This is a genomic window from Nostoc sp., from assembly GCF_036918015.1.
Classification (GTDB): Bacteria; Cyanobacteriota; Cyanobacteriia; order Cyanobacteriales; family Nostocaceae; genus Nostoc.
Genome location: NZ_JBALEO010000047.1, coordinates 139375 through 160358, shown reverse-complemented (window position 1 = coordinate 160358; position 20984 = coordinate 139375). Strand labels below are relative to the sequence as shown.

Genomic DNA, 20984 nt, shown 5'->3' with positions numbered 1-20984 from the left:
CTTCGGCAACCCTTCCCAACTGGTGGTAAGTGCTAGCACTCGAATAGCGATCGCCAAATTCGATATATATTTCCAGGGCTTGTTGATAATAATCCTGTGCCTGGTCGTATTCCCGCAACTCTTCGGCAACCCTTCCCAACTGGTGGTAAGTGCTAGCACTCGAATAGCGATCGCCAAATTCGATATATATTTCCAGGGCTTGTTGATAATAATCCCGTGCCTGGTCGTATTGGCGCAACTCTTGGGCAACATATCCCAAGTTGTGGTAAGTGCTAGCATTGGAATAGCGATCGCCAAATTCGATATATATTTCCAGGGCTTGTTGATAATAATCCCGTGCCTGGTCGTATTGGCGCAACTTTTGGGCAACCCTTCCCAACTGGTTGTAAGTCCTAGCATTCCAATAGGGCTCACCAAATTCAATATATATTTCCAGGGCTTGTTGATAATAATCCCGTGCCTGGTCATATTGGCGCAATTCTTGGGCAACCATTCCCAAGTAGTGGTAAGTCCTAGCACTGGAATAGCGATCGCCAAATTCGATATATATTTCCAGGGCTTGTTGATAATAATCCCGTGCCTGGTCATATTGGCGCAATTCTTGGGCAACCATTCCCAAGTAGTGGTAAGTGCTAGCACTCGAATAGCGATTGCCAAATTCGATATCTATTTCCAGGGCTTGTTGATAATAATCCCGTGCCTGGTCGTATTGGCGCAACTGTTGGGCAATCCTTCCCAACTGGTGGTAAGTCCTAGCACTGGAATAGCGATTGCCAAATTCGATATCTATTTCCAGGGCTTGTTGATAATAATCCCGTGCCTGGTGGAACTGTCGCATATTCAGAGAGACATTACCTAAATAATGCAATGAATTGGCGACAGCACGACGATTTTCCTGCTTTTTGGCAATATCTAAAGCTTGTTGATGATAGCTGTTTGCACTTTCAAACTGTCGTTGCTGCCGATAGCTTTTACCTAACTGATTGATAACTTCGATTTGTAAGGAATAATCAGGAAATTGCTTGGCAATTTTCCCAGCTTTTTCTAAATATTCTCTAGCTTTGATTGGTTTGTGCTGGCTTAAATATGCTTTGCCCAATTCATTTAAAATATTACAGCAATTGCGGAGATGTTCTGGGCGGGGTATTTCTCCAGTTGGGTGATATTCCATCAACAAACTATGTAATAAATCGATACGTTCTTGTTGTTTTGGTGTTGGTAAGCGTTCTATATTTATATCTGTATTCAGAGTATTGGCAATTGCTTTATCTCTAGTCAATTCTGTGGTTTTAAAGCGAAATAAACCTGATTTCCAAGCCCAAAAATCAGGTGCAAATTTTGCTAACCGCGAAATCGCATAATCTGGCAAGATAAATAAAAGCGGATGAGGTACGGTTTGACGATAGGAATCGCGGACGAAGTTTAAATCCTGTAAAACTGGTGGATAATCTCCAAAAACACCAATTGATTTTTCTAAATTCTGAATTAATAAAACAAGTTTTTTATTTGTTTCTTTAGTAATTTTGGCTAATTGCTCCACCAATTTATCCCGCAAAAATCGCAAATTCTCATCAGGAAAATCTAAAACCAAAAATTGGATTTCTTGACATTGAGGATTCTGTTGCAATCCAGCAATTAATAGGTCTATGTCGGGTGTAAAATTAATTTCAATAAAACCTAATGTAAATTTTTCTGCAAAATCGACAAATGTCACCAATTCAGCAAATTCATCTTTATTATAGGCAATAAATTTACCTATTTCGGCTTGAAGTTCACTGTTTTTGTGCTGATTGGAGAGCTTCTTGGAAGAACTCATTTCGCTTCACCACCGGATTTGGATAATTCCATCGTTTATCGCCGTTATATTCCAACACGGAAGTATTAAATAACATTAATTGTCCAATTTCATCTTTACTGACATTTTTAGTTAAACAAACCTGAGCCAAATGAGCATAATGTTCTTCAGGAATAAACCGCTCAAAACTAAATTGTTGCTGTTTAACTGCATACTCTATATCTTCGGAGATAATTTTTGCATGTTTTCGGGTACTCGCTGTTTGACATGCAGAGCGCATCATTTGCATTAACTGACGCACATGGCCACCACTTGCTTTTGCTAATTCTAATAATTGATTACGGCTCTCGAAAATTGCATCAATATCAACCCGCTTTTCAATTACACTTGCCATCGCATCTAAGCCCGTCTGATGATAATTTAAATCGCATTTATGCCGTTCAAATTTATAGATATTAATCATCGGTATAATATGAGGATCACCATCAAATTGATTTAAGGGATTTTTCGGTGAGCAAAGAATTGAAATTGGTACTGTATAAATGATTGTACAATTTAATTCTTGCATCTGAGCCGCATAATCAAAGAACAAATGTTCTGCTACGACAGGAGGAACCCGATCTAAATTATCGAAGATAATTAATAAACCTTTACATTGAGGAAATTTTTGCCGCAATTTTGCGTAAGCGTCGCTTAATAACAGATTAGTATCAGATTTGAGGCGAGATAAATCTTTTTCTAGAGTTTGCCGAATAGTTGTCTTTTGCTTGTCCGAGCCTTTAATTTGTGCCAGCAATTTGACCATTAGTTTGGCGAGAAATGGCGCAGTAGGGCTGAGAGTTGCTTCTGCATCGACGTTGACTGATTTTTCGACACTTTGCTCGTTTTCTTGAGTAATGTCTTTAAACCATGATTCAAAACTTTTTAATAAAGCTTGATTAAAAGTTAAACCTAATTTTCGTAATTCAAATTCAACTTGTTTAATTACAATCAAATATAAATCTGTATACCGGGTATCATTAATATCTGTCTCTTCATTCGCTTCCAAATAAATAACCCGATAATTGTTTTCCCAAAGACTCTGAATTTTTTTTAACTCTGTACTTTTACCACAACCGCGATGGCCGGTAAATAAAATTGTTGTAAAATCACCTGCTTCTTGAAAATCCAAAATTGTACTGACATTATCAATAGCCGAAGTTTTCCGCACCAGCGACAAATCGACATAATACCGTTCCATTTCTGCTGGTTCAAGCGGCTCAACATTACAAGCCAAAAAAGCCGCTTTAAGAGTATTTGCACGCTGAAAACTTGAGTGAGACATTCTTTTGAGCAGATAACAATCACCAACTTTTAAATTTTAAGCGATCGCCCATCAAATTTAGCAAATACAGCTATAGGACTCATAAAACTCCGCGCGCAAGGAAAGGAAATTAGTTAGGATTCCTACAGTCATTGCATCCCAAAGAGCCAAAGCTATGCTTTGGCTCCCCTTTCCTTGGTATCAGCACTCGTAACTCGCTTAACCCTGAAAACTAGTTGCCAAAATTGAAGCGTTTGCAACAATTGCTCCTTCATGTATAAGAAAGGTTTAAGTATTTCCAAGAAATGTATAAGCAGTTGCTGCAAATGCTTCATACTTTGCAACAATTGCTCCTTCATGTATAAGAAAGGTTTAAGTATTTCCAAGAAATGTATAAGCAATTGCTGCAAAGGCTTCATGCTTTGCAACAATTGCTTGTTCATGTATAAGAAACGTTTAAATCATTGCAGCAATTGTTGTAATTAACTTATGAGTTGCTCTATAGTGCGTAGGCGTAGCCCGCACTTCTCTGCGAGACGCTCCGCTTATCTAATCGCGCAATCAGCTACTTCAGATAAATCAGTAAATTCAACCCCGGAATTGTACGCGAAAGTGTCCACAAAACCAGCGTAATGTAAATTAAACCCAAACTCCATTGATACCAAGCAAGTGCAGAGATAATACCAGGTAAGTGTTCATCTCGCAGGCGAATGTCATTAAATCCTAATTTAACTAGATTGTTGAGACTAAAATCATAATAGTTGAGCCAGTTCCAACGGCGATCGCACAAGAGAGGCATATATCGTTCCCGAAAGGTTTGATTCCTTGGTATCACTGGTAAACGTCCAATCAATAATCGTAACTGGCGAAATGTGCCGTCTTCTGTGAAGTAAGAAACGTCCATTAAGTCATGATAACGACCTTGTTGGTAAAGTCGGATTAATAAAGCCATTGGGACGGGGACAAGAATTATTAACAGACATCCCAATGTCAGCCAAGGTTGTTCAGCATTGCGAAAGATCGCTAGTAAGCTGAAGAATTCTAAAACGCTAAAACTGACTAATATCGAAATGGTTTCGTAGGATGTGGGAATAATTGGTACGGGATGCAGCCGACGATAGCGATCTACTAGCCAAAATAGTAGGCCGAAATAAGCGATCGCTAATCCTCCCACCCCAAACACTAACCAAAAATTTGTCCCATAGCCACTCAACAACAGCAACACACTCAACGCCAACCAACTCCAAGCTTGCAATAACCACCCAACTATAGAAAGGGTTTCGCCAACAATTAAGCGATCGCTTAGTTGGGTATATTTTTCTAAATCGATGTCTGCTATGGTGAGTAACTCACTACTGTTACGAAAGGATTTTACCAGACGACGCTGGGCGATCGCTTGGGCTTGAGTTGCAGAAAAACCCAAATTAATCAAACTAGCAACAGTTGCACTATTAATATTGGTAGCCGTCAAACGATGCCCAAACTCGATTAACCGCAGTCGTTGTTTTGTATATTCCAGTTCATTAGCATCGGCAACTTGCTGTTGCTGACGGAAATTTTGCCCCAAATTCCGCAAGACGTTTTGATTACCTTGCAATGTTGGGATGCAGAACATCTGACCAATCTGACCGGGATTACCTAAAATTTTCGCTTGGTTGGAGTTAAAAGTTAAACCAGGTACGCTTAAACAAGCCTCTTTAGCAAACCTGGCATCACTAAAATCTGCTTGGTTCAGAATGTTCGCACCTTGCAAATTTACTAATTGGTTAAACTCCGCTTCTCGGAAGCTTACAGATTGCTCAAAAGTCGCTTCTGTTAAAAGGAGGAACTGATTAAAATCGGCTTTAGTAAACTGGGCTTGATTGGCAAAATCCACTTCAGAAAAATCAGCATTCCCTTGCCATTGGACACTATTGAATTTAGCCAACTGTTTAAAAGTTGCTTGGTTAAAGTTGGCAGTTGTCTCAAAGATACTACCTTGAAAATCAGCCAGTTCCCGAAATTTAATTTTTTTAAAGTTAGCTTTTTCAAAAAATATACTGCCCTGAAAATTGCTTGGTTGTTGGAAGTTAACACTGGTAAAACTAACAGGACGAGCAAATCTGGTTTCAGTCCAGTTAGTGGGTTGGAGAAAAGTTGCACCTTGGGCATCCACAGACTGAAGAAAAAATGTATTGGAGAACTTCACTTCGCCGTTGAAGCGAGTTTGTACCAGTGTTAAGACACCACGAAAGACGGCGATTTCACTGGCTGGGGTTGATTCTGTTCCCAGAAGCGATCGACAATCTTTAGAGTTGGGTAAAGCGTAGGCGTAGCCCGTCGTAGACATCGCGAGTGACTCTAGACAAACGAAGCGCAAACGTTCTAGTTTTTCTTGTTCGGTAGCGGTGAAAATGGGTGCGATCGCTTTTGCATATAATGGTGTTCTTAAACCTAAATCGCTACCGACAAAATCCCCCAGAATCAAAGCGTAGCTGAGGTCTAAACCTAAAGGTTTTGTACCTAGTTCTTTTCGCAGCAGTTGGTAAAAAGCATCACGAAAACTGGCGTTTTCTGGGCGCAAATCGATCGCCATTTTCTGCAAATCTACGGTTAAATTGCCTTCGCGGAGTATGGGTGTGCGTAGTCGTTCTTGTAATAATTCTAGGGTTAAGGGTGTGCGTTCTGGTTGTGTTTGTGCGGCCCAAGCTGGTAGGGGGAGGAGGAGGAGTAAAACGCAAAGGAACGCTAAGGGAAGCGCGGAGGTACGCAGAGAAACTCCTCTGTGTACCTTTGCGTTTAACCTCTGCGTACCTTTGCGTTTAAAAGATAAATTATGCAAATTCGTCACTAATCAGCAGAACAATTTTACCTGCCACAGACCCACTTTCAATTAATTGGTGGGCTTTAGCTGCTTCTTTTAAGGGAAATTTGTGACTGACATGAATTTTTAATTTGCCTTCATCAATCCACGTGGCACATTGTTCGAGAATTTCTGCATGATGGTGGAGACTATCTTGTAATCCTAGTAAGGCTGGTGTCAGCATTAATTCTAAACCAATGCGGAGGTTGCGAGTTCTAGCAGTTTTCCAAACAGTATTGGCATCTGGTTCGAGAATGGTAACAATATCGCCATAGACTCGCACTGCGGGGAAGGTTTTGTGAAAGGTTTCGCCGCCTACGGTATCAAAAGCCAAGTCTACGCCTTCGCCACCAGTCCAATCTAATACCGCTTGCACAAAGTCTGTTTGTTTGTAAAAAATTACATTATCGGCACCGAGTTCTTTGACGAAATTAGCTTTTTCCTCTGAACCCACGGTGGTGGAAACAGTAGCACCTTTGAGTTTCGCCAATTGAATTGCTACATGGCCGACACCACCAGCACCGGCATGAATCAAAACCCGTTCCCCAGGTTCTAATCGTCCCCGTTCATATAAAGCTTCCCAGGCGGTGATTAATACTAAAGGCGCTGCTGCTGCTTCGGCAAAGGAGATGGAAGCGGGTTTACGTGCCACAAACCGTTCATCCACAACGGTATATTCAGCGTAATTCCCTTGGTGTGCGCCCAAGCCACCATAGCAAAAATATACTTCATCACCTGCGCGAAAACGCTGAACGCCAGCACCCACTGCTTCAACAATACCTGCACCATCACATCCTAAAATTGTCGGCGTGCGATCGGGGTAGAAACTGCCTCGACTCCGAAGTTTAGTGTCAATGGGATTAATGCCAGCCGCTACCAAACGCACTAAAAGTTCAGTATTCCCGACAGGAACAGCGGGGTTTGGCACATCCTGTACTTGCAGAACTTCGGGACTGCCAGCTGCTGTCATCAAGACTGCTTTCACAATTCTTTCCTCCTGGCTTTAGATGCACGTTCTTATGCAACTTTAACGTAAGAGGGTAGATGCAGAGCTATGTTTGAGGGAAAACTGCGATTTTTGACGATCAGGCGCGATCGCCCTACATCTACATTCAACAAAAAACAAGCGACTGAAGCTTTGAAGATTATCCCTTAATTACTGCTAACTTCAATATATAATCTCACGTAAGTAATATTTGTTTATTCTTTACTCATAATTGAGGCATTTTGTAAAGTCGCCAAACTCCTACTTCACGATGGCGGCAGCCTGATGAACAGATCGGGTAAATTAAGATAAGTAAAGAAAACGCTTTGAACTAAATGGCAGCTCTAAGCTTACAAGAAATTTCTACTCAGTTAGAAAGTCCGAATTTACGCGATCGCATGGTAGCCCTTGCTAATCTGCGTCATGTTGCGGCTGAGGATGCAGTCCCTTTAATTAAAAAGGTACTAGATGATGAATCTTTGCAACTGCGATCGATGGCAATATTTGCTCTGGGAATCAAGCCAACACCAGAATGTTATTCTATTTTGGTAAAAATTCTCGAAAATGACCCCGATTATGGTATACGCGCTGATGCCGCCGGTGCTTTAGGATATTTGGGTGATGCTAGAGCCTTTGAGGTGCTTTCACGGGCATTTTATGAAGATACTGATTGGCTAGTACGCTTTAGTGCAGCTGTTTCTCTAGGTAATATTAAAGATCCTCGTGCCCGTCAAATTCTTCTTCAGGCATTGGATAGCAAAGAAGTAGTGTTACAACAAGCTGCAATCTCTGCACTGGGAGAAATAAAAGACATCGAGTCTGTAGATAAGATCCTGCGCTTTGCCGAATCAGATGATTGGTTAGTCAGGCAGCGTTTGGCAGAAGCCTTGGGAAATCTTCCCACTCCCAAGAGTGTATCAGCTTTAAAATACCTGGAAAAAGACAATCATTTCAACGTTGCTGAGGCAGCCAGAATTGGCCTCAAGAAGCTTGAGGAAATAGGCAATCAAGCTTAATATTAAAGCCTCCTGTTACCTTTTAATAATAATTAAGTGGGAATTTTAGCATTTTGATGCAGGGTAATTTCATTCATGAATATTGAAGAGTTTTTTCAGTTAAGTACTGGTAAATGGTTTTCTCATCGTACTAGTCAACATTTGGCTTTTAACCAATCGGAACATAGCAAGTCAGATATCATCATTGAGGCGCTGGCATTAGATCGTCCAGAAGTTATCAAGCTGTGTCAAAGTTACAACATTAATCCTAGTTCTGCTTCCTGTGCTACCAAAATTACCTGGAACGGCACAATGGATAAGGATCAAGCAAAACATAGTGGTTCAACTGTGTTAGTTTCGGTACCTGATGCGGATAATCCGGCCCAAGGCAGTTTACTCCGAGAAATAGTTGATGCCAATAAAACTCCAGTTCCCGGACGCTATAAATTTGACAGTGATGGTGCTTTGATCCTAACTACAGAGGATGAAACCATCTTCTCAGAGGAACGGCTGTGGTTTGCTAGCCCCAATTTGCGAATGCGGGTAAACGTCCTCAAAAGTTTAGGCGGATTTAGTATCACTTCCTTCACTTCTGAGATTCGCATGGGTGGCTTTCCACCAGCCGAGAAGGTTTCCGAGGCGGCTAATTCAGTATCTAGTTGATCGCAAAATATTACCCCCCTTAATCCCCCCTTGGAAAGGGGGGAAAAAGAAATCTAGTTCCCTCCCCTTTCCAAGGGGAGGGTTAGGGTGGGGTAAAACCCTGGTTAATCAGCTATTTCAGACTTGTGTGTACACCGTAGGTTTCTGGGTGGAATTAAGTAGAAATGGATTAGGTTTAGGGAAAGTTTTGATTAAGCCTGTAATACCTTAAACCACTTATTCAAAACTGTGCTGATGGTTTTTTTAATCTGATGGTTACGACTCCATTTTTGGAATGCCATTTCATACTCTTCACCTTTGATTTGAAAGGTATTCCAGACATCAAGCGCTACAGGCAATCCGCAGAATAGTAAAATGTACAGCGACCAAGAAATTCCGCCACCTGTGATTAAATCAAGCAGTATCAAAAAGCCATTGAAAATGGCATATTTGCTTAGGCGTTTCTGAAATCTTCTGATGCGATAAGCGTCAAAAGCTTTCCGCTGTTGGAGTTGCCCCTGTTGTAAGACCCAATCGCGTTCTGCTAATTTTAAAGACTCAGGTGAAATTTCCAACTCAGCAGCAATTTCTAATATATGCTCATAAGAAAATTCTGTGTCTTTATCATCTGCTTGACGAGCGATCGCTAAGTGCAGAATTTGTTGGACATCTTCTTGGCTATACGAGCGGATGCTTTGAGGTTCAAACGCCGTCATAATTCTTTCTCTTATATTACTTTTAATAGAAATTTGCTACCCGATAGATTTTAAGCAGCTACGCCAGTACTATCTCTATTATTCTTAGATTAACAAATCTAGATGCTGTCCGGCATTGAATGTATGGGATTTTTAACTTTGGGTATAGGTAAAGAGGCAGGGGGGCAGGGGAGCAGAGGGGCAGAGGGGCAGAGGGGCAGAGGGGCAGAGGGAAAAATTTACTGCAACCTTCTCCCTTGCTCCCCTGCTCCCCTGCTCCCCCAATCTAAAGACTCTCCAAACATCCAGATATTATCAAATGCAGCAGAGCATAATAACGAAATAACAAGCATTAACAAGGATGTAACTCAATGGTTGAAGAAAATGGATCGATTCGTACCCTATCGGTTGATATTGGCGGTAGCGGTGTTAAGGCTATGGTTTTGGATATTACGGGGCATCCTGTAACAGAAAGAGCGCGTTTAGATACACCTCAACCTGCGACACCGGAGGTTGTAATTAATGCAATTGTAGTTTTAGCCGCCGCTCAAGGTGAATTTCATCGCGTTTCGGTCGGTTTTCCTGGTGTAGTACGATGTGGAGTTACGGAAACAGCGGTAAACTTACATCCAGATTGGATTGGATTTGATTTGGAAACAGCATTATTAAAACACTTAAACAAGCCTGTACGGGTGATTAATGATGCAGATATGCAGGGATTTGGTGCGATCGCAGGTAAAGGTGTCGAATTGGTGATTACTCTGGGTACGGGGTTTGGTTCGGCTTTATTTGTGGATGGCAAGCTAGTGCCAAATATGGAAATGGGGCATCATCCGTTTCGCAAAGGAGAGACTTTTGAGGAGCAGTTGGGGCGTGCAGAGTTAGAAAAAATTGGTGAGAAAAGATGGAATAGGCGTTTAGAAAAAGCGATCGCATCTTTGCAACATCTGTTTAATTATGACTACCTTTACATTGGCGGTGGTGAAGCGGTGAAAGTGAATTTACAGCTACCGTTAAATGTCAAACTCATCCCCAATATCACTGGTTTATTAGGCGGTATTGCTTTGTGGCGAGATGAAAAAAGGTAAAAAGTTTTTCAATATCCCCAACTGAGAGTACTAAGCGATATCTAAGGGCGGCCTACGCCTACACACTTTTTGAGTAAGGTGCATTCTTTCTCAAAGTTTCAAAATGATATAAAAATTAACACAGATTAGATAAGAGAATTGCACAAACATGATGTTCAGTGCCCCTGTGTAATTTTTTCATGTAGTATCTAAACTTTAACTCAAATTCCATACCGTGCAACAAGGTTGTGCGGTTTCATTCTTTTGAGGTGAAAGTGTGCGCTTTTCGAGAATAGCTTGAAAGAGCGACATAAGTTGCAATACAGTTCAGATAAACCCAAAACCCTTATTGTAGAGACGCGATTTATCGCGTCTTCAAAGACCAATAATCCTTAACTGAAAGGTAAATTTGTTTGATGGCATTCCCTGGCGATCGTATAGTATGTTATTGTCTAACCCATTGATTTAGATAGGATGTCTGATAACTTGATGGCTTGATTAATGATATTAATCTGATTAAATGGAATCGGAGGTGAGCAAATATGAACATGAAAATATTATCTGGAAAAATTAGTACATGACTTTTTTATTTGGTCAGTATGTACTATCCCGGACAACAATAATGTTGTTGGTTAAAAAAATTGCTTGAAATAAAATAAACTAAAATGAATGAAATTGGCCTGATGATGACGGGCGTATTAACAATAAGACAAGCATCTGGGGCCAATTTGCCACAGCAGCAATTATTTCAGATGGAAAATGACCTAAACCAGTCAAAACAGAGTCAGTTAGAGATAGCTGCTAAAGTTACGCCACCTGAATTTATGCAGATAGATGAGATTTATCAGGCTTCTCTCTCAGCGCTGAAACCAGAAAAAGAACACATACTTCAGAAAATTAGCAAAAAGAATCTGGGACTAGTTTCTTCTAACTTAGGTAAGCCTAAGAAATCTTTTCAGTCTGGAGGTAAAGTCCGTACAAAGGCTACAGGAAGGTTCCAGAAGTTTAGTAGCCAACCTCTACCGACTCTTTATTTTGGTAGTTCTGGTATTGCTGTCAGAGCCTTACAACAGTTATTAGTATCTAATGGTTATGCTGTGAGAGTAGATGGGATTTTTGGCGCACTAACAGAGACTGCTGTCAAAGCCTTTCAAAACCAGCAAAATTTAGGTGTAGATGGAGTAGTTGGTCAACGAACTTGGAGTGCGCTAACAATTTAGTCATTTGTCCTTAGTCATTTGTCCTTGGCTAATGACAAATGACTAATGACAAATTAACGGTACTGGTGCTGTTCTAATAGCTGTTGCGCTCTTGGCTTGTAAATTAAATAGAACAAAGCCTCGATATAGCGCAATAAATCTTCTCGATTTTCCTTGGAAGTAAAGTTCCAGAAGCCATAAATCCGTGCTAATGATAACAGCTTGCTAGTGTGAATTTTCCAAGTATAGGTGCTGTAAACTCGGTCAATTCCTCGCTGGGAAATTTCACTCCAATAGTTAGAATTTTGTTCGCATTTTGTGATGAAGTCCACAATTTTTGTGGCTGTCTCCTCTAAATTCGTTGGGTTAATTAAAAAGCCATTCACCTTATCTTGAATAATCTCTAATGGCCCACCAAACTGTGTGGCAAAAGTCGGTAATCCTGAAACCATCGACTCTAAAATTGTCAAACCAAAAGCTTCAAATAAAGCTGGTTGTACAAAAATTCCCTGACGATCGGCAATGACTCGGTAAATTTCACCAGAATCAGTTTTAGTCAGGCGCACACCCAACCAACGAATTTTACCGTGGAGATTGTACTGGTCAATTATTTGGTAGAGTTTGATAATTTCGTCACGTTCTTCGTTGTCGCCTGATTCTTCGACGCGTAATTTACCCGCTACCAAAATTAAGTTGCAATGCTCTTGTAATTCTTTACTTTGACCATAACATTCAGCTAAACCTGTGAGGTTTTTGATGTGGTCAAGACGCGCCATTGAGAAGAGAGGGCGCTTGTTAGGATCGTCGAGTTTACCAAAGATTTGTGTGGGGTCTTCGAGAGTAAAGAGGGTTTCGGCAAGGCGTTGGCGATCGCTCTCTACCCGGTCTTTATTTCGGGTGTAGGGGAAGTAATTATTTTCGTTTACTCCCGGCGGTACGACATTAAATTTGGGACTAAATAATTCAATGCCATTGGTGACATGATACAACTCAGGCATAGTGAAGCACTTATAAGATTCGTACTGTCCCACACTATCTGGTGTTCCGACAATTTCTTGGTAGGTGCTACTAATCACAAAATTGGCAGCATTCATCGCAATCAAATCAGCTGTGAATTGCAAGGAAAAATGATATTTCTCCTCTAATTCTTGCCAGTAGAGGTTACTGAATAAGTATTTAGATTTTTCCAAAGCATGGGCAACATTGCATTGAGTAACTTTCAACCGTCGCGCCAGCAAGAATGCTATTAAATTCCCATCAGTATAGTTTCCAACTATTAAGTCAGGTGTGCCGTGAAATTCTGCCCGTAGTTCTCTTTCGGAATCAATGGCGAAAGTTTCTAGATAAGGCCAAAACTCAAACCGAGAAATCCAGTTTTGAGTCATGTTAGGGTTAAATTCCCGTAAAGGCACTCGCAAAATCCAGGCATTTTCGGTATCGTGGACTTTTTCTAGCCGTTGATTACAAAGGGTACCATCACTATTGGGAATCAAGCGGGTGAGAATAATTACCTTTGGCTCGACATTCAATTTCTCTAAACCTGCAAGCAGGACATCTTCTTGTAGCTGCTTCTCTAGGCTCTTTGCCTGGTCAAGGACGTAAACTACCTGACCACCGGTATCGGGACGCCCTAAAACTCCCTCTTGCCCAAACCAACCGTGAGCTGACACCAGGACGATTCTAAAAATCATCGGGATACGAGAAATGAATGCTTCTAGGGTCTGAGGATCGGCAGAATCAATCAGTTCATCAAGAATATTTAAAGTTTCCCGCACTCGCGCTGCGGTGTTACCCCAACCCGGCTCAAAACCCATTGACTGCAATTGGAAGCGGAATTGTTCGTAGGGTTCATCTGCGGGGCGATTATTAACAAAACTGATCGCTTTCTTAACTTGCTCAGAAAGTTGCTGCTGTGATTGAATGCGATCGTTGACTAGCAGTTGCACACCGTTGTAGTGGTGCAGGCGCAAGAAATTCAACAAGCTGTCCAGCAATTGTTTGGAGTCTTGAAATATTTTGCTGGATAGATAGCGGTTGAGGAATTGTACCCCTTTACCAATATTTTTGGGGTCGCGGATGACTGGGGTGTAGTCATAAAACGGGCCGAAATCCAATTCTAGCAAGCCGCCGTCGTTAGGATGAAATTTGTCCACCAAGCGATCGCGCAGATCCAACAAATCCTGCACCGTCATCGGCTCAATGCTTAAGTCTGATGTCAACCAATAAACTTCTTGGCTGGCAATCTTAGAACGGATGATGAAACAGAAGTTTGAGTCCTCCTGAATTATTTCCTGAGTATAGTAAATGAGTTTGCCTAACTCCGAGGAAGTGTAAAAGCCTTCAGGTTTCTGGGATTTGGAGCAAAACTCACTATATACATTGAGTATGTCGTTCCGTAGTAAGTACTTCTTTTCTTGCTGGCGTAATTCACTAATAAAGGAACGTAAATCACTTTTTTCTTCACTATCTAAGACTGCTTGAAGTAATTCAGACATAGCAACTCCACTAGATGACGATGTTTGCATTGTTAACTTTCAAGACGAGACAAATAAGCCTCCACTTTTTGTTAGACATATATAAACACGAAACAACACAGATAAATATAATTCATCTGTGTACCTATAAGTATCAACTGTTTAGTAGGCACTTAAATCATGTTCTACTTTACTTAAAGTATCTATGACTCAGTGTTTTTGGATCTCACCAAAGGAATACAATTTTTATTTCTTTTGATAGATGTTAGTAAATAACTGCATCATAATATTTAGGGCACAAATTATCACGCCCTCAATTGCTTTATTTAATCTTTACTATATCATTTATTTGCGTATATTTTGATGATCGGCACATACAGTAGAATTCAGGAGTTAGAATGGGCTGCGCTGCGCTAAAAGAAGGAAAATAGGCTTTGAGACTTAGCTTGTGTAGTTCACCAACTTGAAATTTGTTGTATGTAAGGTAAATAATTTCAAAAATAAAAGATGATTCATATATTGCGTTAATTGGGGGAATAAGTAATAGTATTGCCATACTCTATTTTTAAATATTTTAAACAAAAGTTAATATTTTCGCTGAAGTTTAACTAGTTTAACTATTTAGTTCAACTTAAATGAATTAAAATCAAGTTTTATTCAAAAACAGACTAGTATTGATTTGCCATAGTTATAATTTAGGCAAAAGTTGTTTAAATTTGGTTGATTTATATGGCTACCAATACAGATAAGTTAACAGCTTATGACCACAGTATAGGCAACATTTTGATTATGTCTTTACTTGCCTTCTTTGGGCTGACTTTGATCGTTCTTCTAGGCATTTTTTAACAGTTAAATATGCGTTCAAACACTTCTAAGGTTAGATTCCCGACTTTACCAAAATGTCGGTAATTTTAATATGAAAGAGATTTATTTAGAGGTCGTTTGAACCTAGATTCCGCAGGTTGAAGATCAAGTTGTGGTATTTTAAAGTCTAAGTGAATGAAAGTAGTGATGGCATTTGCAAATGAGCAAATAAATATAGCGGTTCTCGGTTGTGTGAAGTACAAGAACCCCACCCCCAACCCCCTCCCCGCTCTTCGAGAGGGGGCTAAGATGTAACTCATGTGATTAGGAAACGCTATACCGTCCATTGAAACCCAAGATATAGACCATCTGGGGATGGTATCACAAGCGTAGGCAATTTCTAGGGTGGTTTGCGTTAAACATCGGCGTGCTTCATTCTAAATAGAACAAGTCGGATTTCTTTGCATTGTAGAAGCTACAGGGTGGGTGATAAATGCCAAAGGTGATTTGGAACTTACAGCGAATGCACCCACTACACCTCATGGTTCATGGCAGAACCCTGTATCTTGCCGTGCTGCTTGTTAGATGTTAATGTCCGTTTTAGAATACCCAGACTATTAAGGATAAACTTGGTCACGATTTTAGGATTGCGATCGCCAGTCTCTAAGTCTATAAAGCTACAGATCGCATATCTTTATCCTTGTTAAAGTTATGATTACAAGGACTTACACCATCTAAACCACCTTATAAAGGAGTGTAGATATTAATATGAAATTATGTAGGGCGAACGATGGGAATCGAACCCACGAATGGTGGTACCACAAACCACTGCCTTAACCACTTGGCTACGCTCGCCATTCAACAATTTGGATTATAGCAATAATTTGGCAATCGATGCAAGAGTTTTTCTTCAAGGAACGGACTTAGTTGATTTAGAGTCTCTGGAATCTAACAATTACAATGAATTTTACTTGGCAAATATGAAACCATTGACCATCATCGCGTATACTGGAGCAGCAGTAGGCCTCGCCGCCTTGGGTGTGACAATGGCGAAAACCAATCCCGGTCAAGTTGAATATGAAGAATATGCAGTTCAACGCCTGACAAAATACTTAAAAACCGATGTATGTAAAAAAACTACGAATATTATAGAAAATTTAATCCGTTTTAATTGTGATAAGTTGGTTGACTCAGCTAACCCGCAAATCCAAGAAATTATTGCCAGAACTACAGAAAGGCAAGATTTCCTTATTTTTAGTGTTTACCGTACAGATTTAAAAATAAATTCTTGGATGCCTTCATACAAATTTGAAACGGTAGGAGCTTTTGATCAATTTTATACTTACACTGCCGAAGAAAAATAAGGTAAGGAGTAGGGGGAGAATATACAGCAGAATTCAGAAGTCAGAATTCAGAAGTCAGAATTCAGAATCGGCTGCGCTAACAGAAGAAAAACAAGCTTTATACCTGCTTTTGAAACGGATAGTTGTGTACTTTACAACTTGATATCTGCTGTCAAAGTGATTAAGAATACTTCTGTTTAGTAATTGATAATAGTTTCAATAATTACCAGATTACTTATGAATCCCGACTTAATCTTAAGTAAGATATAGTAACTGATAGTTCAAGCTTTGCCGATGTCATCTGCCTATCTGCTATTATCTCATGGAAGTCGCGATCGCCGCCCAGAAATTGCTATGCAGCAACTAGCTAGTCTGGTATGTCAGAAATTGTCAAGCGAACATTTGGTTGGCATCGCTGCTTTAGAAATGAGTCCTCAGCCTTTACACGAGCAGATTCAACAATTTGCTAAAAGCGCTTTTGGCGATTGCCCACAGTCTCAAAATGAGAATCGCCTCAAAATTGTACCGCTATTTCTGCTGCCAGGAGTGCATCTGATGACAGACATTCCCGCCGAAGTAGCACTCGCACAACAGGCTGCTGGTCAAGATACTATCATTGAGTTGCAACCATATTTAGGCTCTCATCCTAATTTAGAGAAATTGTTGGCAAAGCAAATAGCTGCTATCAAAGCAGAAGCATGGATTCTCTTAGCTCATGGTAGCCGTCGCCCAGGTTCGCAAGAAAGTGTGGAAGCAATGGCGGCGAGTTTGGGAGCCGTGACTGCTTATTGGGCTGGGCCTCCTAGTTTAGAATCACGGGTGAAAGAGTTAGTAACTGCTGGTTATCGGGAAATTGCAATCTTGCCATACTTTTTATTCGCTGGTGGAATAACCGATGCGATCGCCACCTCAATAGAAGAGCTAAAATTACAATTTTCTGCGGTGAATTTCCAATTGGCAGAGCCACTGGGAGCAAGTGCAGAATTAGCCGAGCTAATTTGGGATTTAACACAGAGATGAACCGCACAGAAAAACAGGAGAACAAGTATTTGGGAAAGGTTTATTTAGTAGGTGCGGGGCCAGGAGATCCAGGCTTAATTACCCTGAAGGCGAAAGGTTTGTTGGAATGTGCAGATGTAGTCATCTATGATGCCTTGGTGAGTCCGGCAATTCTGGCAATGATTAATCCCCAAGCCGAGCAAATTAATGCTGGGAAACGTGCGGGGAGACATTCGTTGTTGCAGTCAGAAACAACTCAATTGCTGATTGATAAAGCGCAGGATAATGCAATTGTGGTGCGGCTCAAGGGTGGCGATCCCTTTATCTTTGGTCGCGGTGGCGAAGAGATGGCAGAATTAGTTCAAGCTGGAATATCAACGGAAGTAGTGCCGGGTATCACTTCGGGAATCGCAGCAGCAGCATACTCAGGTATTCCTTTGACGCATCGGCTGTATAGTTCATCAGTGACATTTGTAACTGGTCATGAAGCGGCGGGTAAGTATAGACCGCAAGTGAATTGGAGTGCGATCGCTCACGGTTCCGAAACCATTGTAATTTATATGGGAATTCACAATCTGCCTTATATTGTGGAAGAATTAATCACAGCTGGGTTGAATTTACAAACGCCTATTGCTTTGGTGCGCTGGGGTACGCGCCCAGAACAAGAAGAATTAATTGGGACATTGGAAACAATTGTCGAGCAGGTAGAGGAAACTGGATTTAGTGCGCCTGCGATCGCAGTTATTGGACAAGTAGTGAAGATGCACAGTATTTTATCTGGCTGTCGTCCAGTTTCATAGTTGGTTTGAAGGTTGTCCAACATTTGACCTGCACATAAAATCATTCTCGCAAACGGTCGGTTTTGCGAATACTGAATCTCTATACTTAATAGCGGTTGACATAACCACTTGATAATGATAGTTATGGTATAAAAAAAGTTTCGAGAACGAAATGAAAAACTATCCCTATTTGTCCACAAAGGAAGCTGCTTCAAAAATAGGTATTTCTGAGCAAAGGGTTCGTACTCTATTGCGTAGTGGGGATATCAAGGGACAGCAGGTAGGGAAAGTGTGGGTTATGGAGCCGGAGGCAGTTGAAGATTACATTAACCGGACCAAGGGAAATTATCCTGTAGATAGGACGAGCAAGGAAAATCATCACCAAGCAGTTAAAGCCATTTCTTTTTTCTCAGGCGCTATGGGACTGGATCTTGGTTTTGAGAAAGCAGGTATCGAAATTTCCCTTGCGTGTGAGGTGGATAAGCACTGCCGACAGACCATAGTTGCAAACAAGCCAGATATTGCACTTTTGGGGAATATAGCGTCTTATACTGCTCAGGATATCCTAGATCGTGCCAAACTAGCCAAAGAAGATGTAGATATTATGTTAGGCGGACCACCCTGCCAAGCTTTTTCCACAGCAGGGGCAAGGCGTGGTTTCAAAGATGAGAGGGGCAATATATTCTTAAAGTACATTGAACTTATCTTAGAAATAAGCCCAAAATATGCCGTCATCGAGAATGTAAGAGGTTTTCTTTCAGCACCATTACTGCACCGCCCTCACTCAGAAAGAGGAAGCGGCAGTATTCCCTTATCCAGAGAAGAAATGCCAGGTGGTGCTTTGAAATATATTGTGAATGAACTTCGTAAAGGTGGTTACAGTATCAGCTTTAACTTATACAACACGGCAAATTATGGTGTTCCCCAAATTAGGGAAAGAGTGGTCATGATCTGCCATCGTGGAAAGAAAAAGGTTCCTTATTTATACCCCACACATTCAGAAAGTGGTGATTTTGGTCTTGATACGTGGATAACCCTACGTGAATCTATTGCAGATTTAAGCCAAAGTGAGGCAGAGTATATCGAGTTCCCAGAAGGGAGGCTAAAGTATTACAGAATGTTAAAAGAGGGTCAATATTGGAAACATCTACCTGAAGAATTGCAGAAAGAAGCATTAGGAAAATCCTATTACTCAGGTGGAGGGAAAACTGGTTTCTTTAGACGCTTGTCATGGGATAGACCAAGCTGTACTTTAGTGACATCCCCAGCCATGCCAGCAACGGATATCTGTCACCCAGAACATCTGCGCCCGTTAAGTATTCAGGAATATAAACGTATTCAGCAATTTCCAGATAGTTGGGTTGTATGTGGTTCCCTCATCGAGCAATATCGGCAGATAGGGAATGCCGTACCTGTCGGTTTTGGAGAAGCAATAGGCAAAGCGATCCTTGCACACATGAGTGGTAAGATAAAACATCCCCCCTTGAACTTTCCATTTTCACGTTATAAAGGTAACGATGATGTTTTATGGGAAGCTAAAATTAGTGAGTCGTTAGAAGAGATAAAACCGATCCAAGGTTCGCTTTTTGCAACAACAGCATATCCTGTATAAGAGTTAGGACTTTATCTCTCTTAAAGCAACAAAGTATTTTTCAACATACGATTTGAAGCCTTCTTCTGAAAGCTGTTCTTTTCCTTCCAATGAGGGGAATTTAGACCAGTTGTCCCCCTTTCTTTTAGAAAAAGTTCGGAACCATTTTTTAATTGGGGTTCCCTTACGGATAGCGGCAGAAGAAGAGTTTTCAGTATTATCTCTATTTTTTACTTGTAGCGATTGCCAGACATTTTTGTTATCAAAATATATAAAATCAACTGCTTTAACTATATAACCAGAACACCATATCCATCCATGCGGCTCAATAACTGTCGCAACGTACCTTTCTAGCAAATCCCCTACAATGTTCTCAGCTCCCATTGATAGGCGATGCAATTCTTCAGCTTTTCCCAATTCCTCATACGGAACTTCAAAATACTTATTCAGGATGATACTTACCATTTCATCCGGTATTGTACTAGGTGGCAAGGGTGTTCTTGGGTCACGACCTGTTTTGAAATTTGTAGCACTGGCAATAATATATTCTTCTGTCCCGACGATAGGCTGATTTTTACCTTTTCGCGGTGAAGCCGCAGCAGGGTTATCCGAAAGAAATCGTATGACCATTGTAAATTTATCGCTAAGTGATGGATCAACACTATCCATTGCCTTCTTTGCAATCTCTGCTGAATTTGGTATAAATTCCGACATAGATTTCTGAAATAAAGCTTGTTGTTTCGTATTCTCCGATAACCCTAGTGTATGATCGATAAGGTTATTCGGTTCTGGTGGGAGTCAGCTACCAGAGGTAACGGGGAAAGTTCGGTGCAAATCCGGCGCTGTCCCGCAACTGTGAACCAATGTGAGATTCAGGAACTAAATCGAAAATCTCAAATTGAGTGAGTCAGGATGCCCGCCGAAATAGATTTATTAGTTTCACATATCTGCGAGGTACAGATGACTACGACTGTAAATATTTCCCCAACCAGTCCAATGGAAGTTGCTGAACATACTTTATTTGTTTGCAAAACCTGTGCCAGTGTTTGGCAAAATGGAAAACGCTTAGGTGAAAGTGGTGGTGAAAAACTTTTACACCAACTTCAGCAGCTGGCACAAGATTGGGAATTACGAGATCGATTCCCAATTCAGGAAGTTGAATGCATGAGTGCTTGCAATCGTTCTTGTGTAGTCGCCTTTAGTGCCAAAGGCAAATTAACATATTTATTTGGTGATTTAGCCGTTGATGGCAGTGCCTCTGCGGTACTGGAATGTGCTAGTCAATACTATGCTAAAGCAGATGGTTTACTGCCTTGGTCAGAGCGTCCAGAAGCAATGAAAAAGGGGATTTTGGCAAAGATTCCACCTTTATCTCAATAGACCTCTTGCATTCACAAAATTTGAATTCCACCCCGATGCTTTGCGGTGTACACACAAGTCTGAAACAGTTTAATCATTATGGGTTTAAGCA

Annotated in this window: 16 protein-coding genes, 1 tRNA gene and 1 riboswitch; of the genes, 9 read left to right on the top strand and 8 right to left on the bottom strand. The window is 40.9% G+C overall.

Annotation, left to right across the window (positions count from 1 at the left end; translation table 11 throughout):
- The 4 genes from V7K61_RS11505 to V7K61_RS11490 form a co-directional block, all read right to left on the bottom strand.
- The coding region (locus V7K61_RS11505) for a tetratricopeptide repeat protein (protein WP_335053443.1) at positions 1-1816 on the bottom strand (1816 nt) is incomplete at its 3' end.
- A complete protein-coding gene (locus V7K61_RS11500; RefSeq protein WP_335053442.1) occupies positions 1773-3119 on the bottom strand; it encodes a P-loop NTPase fold protein in 1347 nt (448 codons plus the stop codon). The genes V7K61_RS11500 and V7K61_RS11505, both read right to left, overlap by 44 nt.
- Positions 3120-3663: 544 nt before the next feature.
- The gene (locus V7K61_RS11495; RefSeq protein ID WP_335053441.1) at positions 3664-5919 is read right to left on the bottom strand and encodes a pentapeptide repeat-containing protein; all 2256 of its coding nucleotides are present in this window, start codon (positions 5917-5919) and stop codon (positions 3664-3666) included.
- The gene (locus V7K61_RS11490; RefSeq protein ID WP_335053440.1) at positions 5912-6925 is read right to left on the bottom strand and encodes a zinc-dependent alcohol dehydrogenase family protein; all 1014 of its coding nucleotides are present in this window, start codon (positions 6923-6925) and stop codon (positions 5912-5914) included. Before V7K61_RS11490 ends, V7K61_RS11495 begins: the two co-directional genes overlap by 8 nt.
- A gap of 335 nt (positions 6926-7260) precedes the next feature.
- On the opposite strand from V7K61_RS11490, the gene V7K61_RS11485 reads away from it, so the two are divergent.
- Together V7K61_RS11485 and V7K61_RS11480 are read left to right on the top strand one after the other, a co-directional pair.
- A complete protein-coding gene (locus V7K61_RS11485) occupies positions 7261-7941 on the top strand; it encodes a HEAT repeat domain-containing protein (RefSeq protein WP_335053439.1) in 681 nt (226 codons plus the stop codon).
- Between the two features lie 75 nt (positions 7942-8016).
- On the top strand, positions 8017-8583 hold the full coding sequence (locus tag V7K61_RS11480; protein ID WP_335053438.1) for a phycobiliprotein lyase: 567 nt from the start codon (positions 8017-8019) through the stop codon (positions 8581-8583).
- A 191-nt stretch (positions 8584-8774) separates the two neighbouring features.
- Here V7K61_RS11480 and V7K61_RS11475 read toward each other — a convergent pair whose 3' ends face one another.
- Complete coding sequence (locus tag V7K61_RS11475) at positions 8775-9278, bottom strand: 2TM domain-containing protein (protein ID WP_335053437.1); 504 nt, start codon at positions 9276-9278, stop codon at positions 8775-8777.
- A gap of 350 nt (positions 9279-9628) precedes the next feature.
- Here V7K61_RS11475 and V7K61_RS11470 point away from each other — a divergent pair, with 350 nt between their 5' ends.
- Positions 9629-10345: an ROK family protein gene (locus V7K61_RS11470; protein ID WP_335053436.1), complete on the top strand. Its 717-nt coding sequence runs from the start codon at positions 9629-9631 to the stop codon at positions 10343-10345.
- A 644-nt stretch (positions 10346-10989) separates the two neighbouring features.
- Positions 10990-11544: a peptidoglycan-binding domain-containing protein gene (locus V7K61_RS11465; protein ID WP_335053435.1), complete on the top strand. Its 555-nt coding sequence runs from the start codon at positions 10990-10992 to the stop codon at positions 11542-11544.
- Between the two features lie 53 nt (positions 11545-11597).
- Here the strand turns inward: V7K61_RS11465 and V7K61_RS11460 are convergent, their stop codons facing one another.
- A complete protein-coding gene (locus V7K61_RS11460; RefSeq protein ID WP_335053448.1) occupies positions 11598-14018 on the bottom strand; it encodes a sucrose synthase in 2421 nt (806 codons plus the stop codon).
- A 1565-nt stretch (positions 14019-15583) separates the two neighbouring features.
- Positions 15584-15656 (bottom strand) — tRNA-His (locus V7K61_RS11455).
- A gap of 125 nt (positions 15657-15781) precedes the next feature.
- Between V7K61_RS11455 and V7K61_RS11450 the strand changes: the two genes are divergently transcribed.
- The 4 genes from V7K61_RS11450 (at position 15782) to V7K61_RS11435 (ending at position 19534) form a co-directional block, all read left to right on the top strand.
- Positions 15782-16165: a DUF4359 domain-containing protein gene (locus V7K61_RS11450; protein ID WP_335053447.1), complete on the top strand. Its 384-nt coding sequence runs from the start codon at positions 15782-15784 to the stop codon at positions 16163-16165.
- 273 nt (positions 16166-16438) lie between these two features.
- Complete coding sequence (locus V7K61_RS11445) at positions 16439-17164, top strand: sirohydrochlorin chelatase (RefSeq protein ID WP_335053434.1); 726 nt, start codon at positions 16439-16441, stop codon at positions 17162-17164.
- On the top strand, positions 17161-17943 hold the full coding sequence (cobA, locus tag V7K61_RS11440) for a uroporphyrinogen-III C-methyltransferase (protein WP_335053432.1): 783 nt from the start codon (positions 17161-17163) through the stop codon (positions 17941-17943). The genes V7K61_RS11445 and cobA overlap by 4 nt, the downstream gene beginning before the upstream one ends.
- A gap of 151 nt (positions 17944-18094) precedes the next feature.
- Entirely contained in the window at positions 18095-19534 is a 1440-nt protein-coding gene (locus V7K61_RS11435) for a DNA cytosine methyltransferase (protein ID WP_335053431.1), read from the top strand.
- A 3-nt stretch (positions 19535-19537) separates the two neighbouring features.
- On the opposite strand, the gene V7K61_RS11430 is transcribed toward V7K61_RS11435, so the two are convergent.
- Positions 19538-20227: a SinI family restriction endonuclease gene (locus tag V7K61_RS11430; RefSeq protein WP_335053430.1), complete on the bottom strand. Its 690-nt coding sequence runs from the start codon at positions 20225-20227 to the stop codon at positions 19538-19540.
- A gap of 52 nt (positions 20228-20279) precedes the next feature.
- Positions 20280-20451, top strand: a riboswitch (cobalamin riboswitch).
- 22 nt (positions 20452-20473) lie between these two features.
- Between V7K61_RS11430 and V7K61_RS11425 the strand changes: the two genes are divergently transcribed.
- Complete coding sequence (locus V7K61_RS11425) at positions 20474-20893, top strand: DUF1636 domain-containing protein (RefSeq protein ID WP_094347318.1); 420 nt, start codon at positions 20474-20476, stop codon at positions 20891-20893.
- Positions 20894-20984 lie beyond the last annotated feature (91 nt).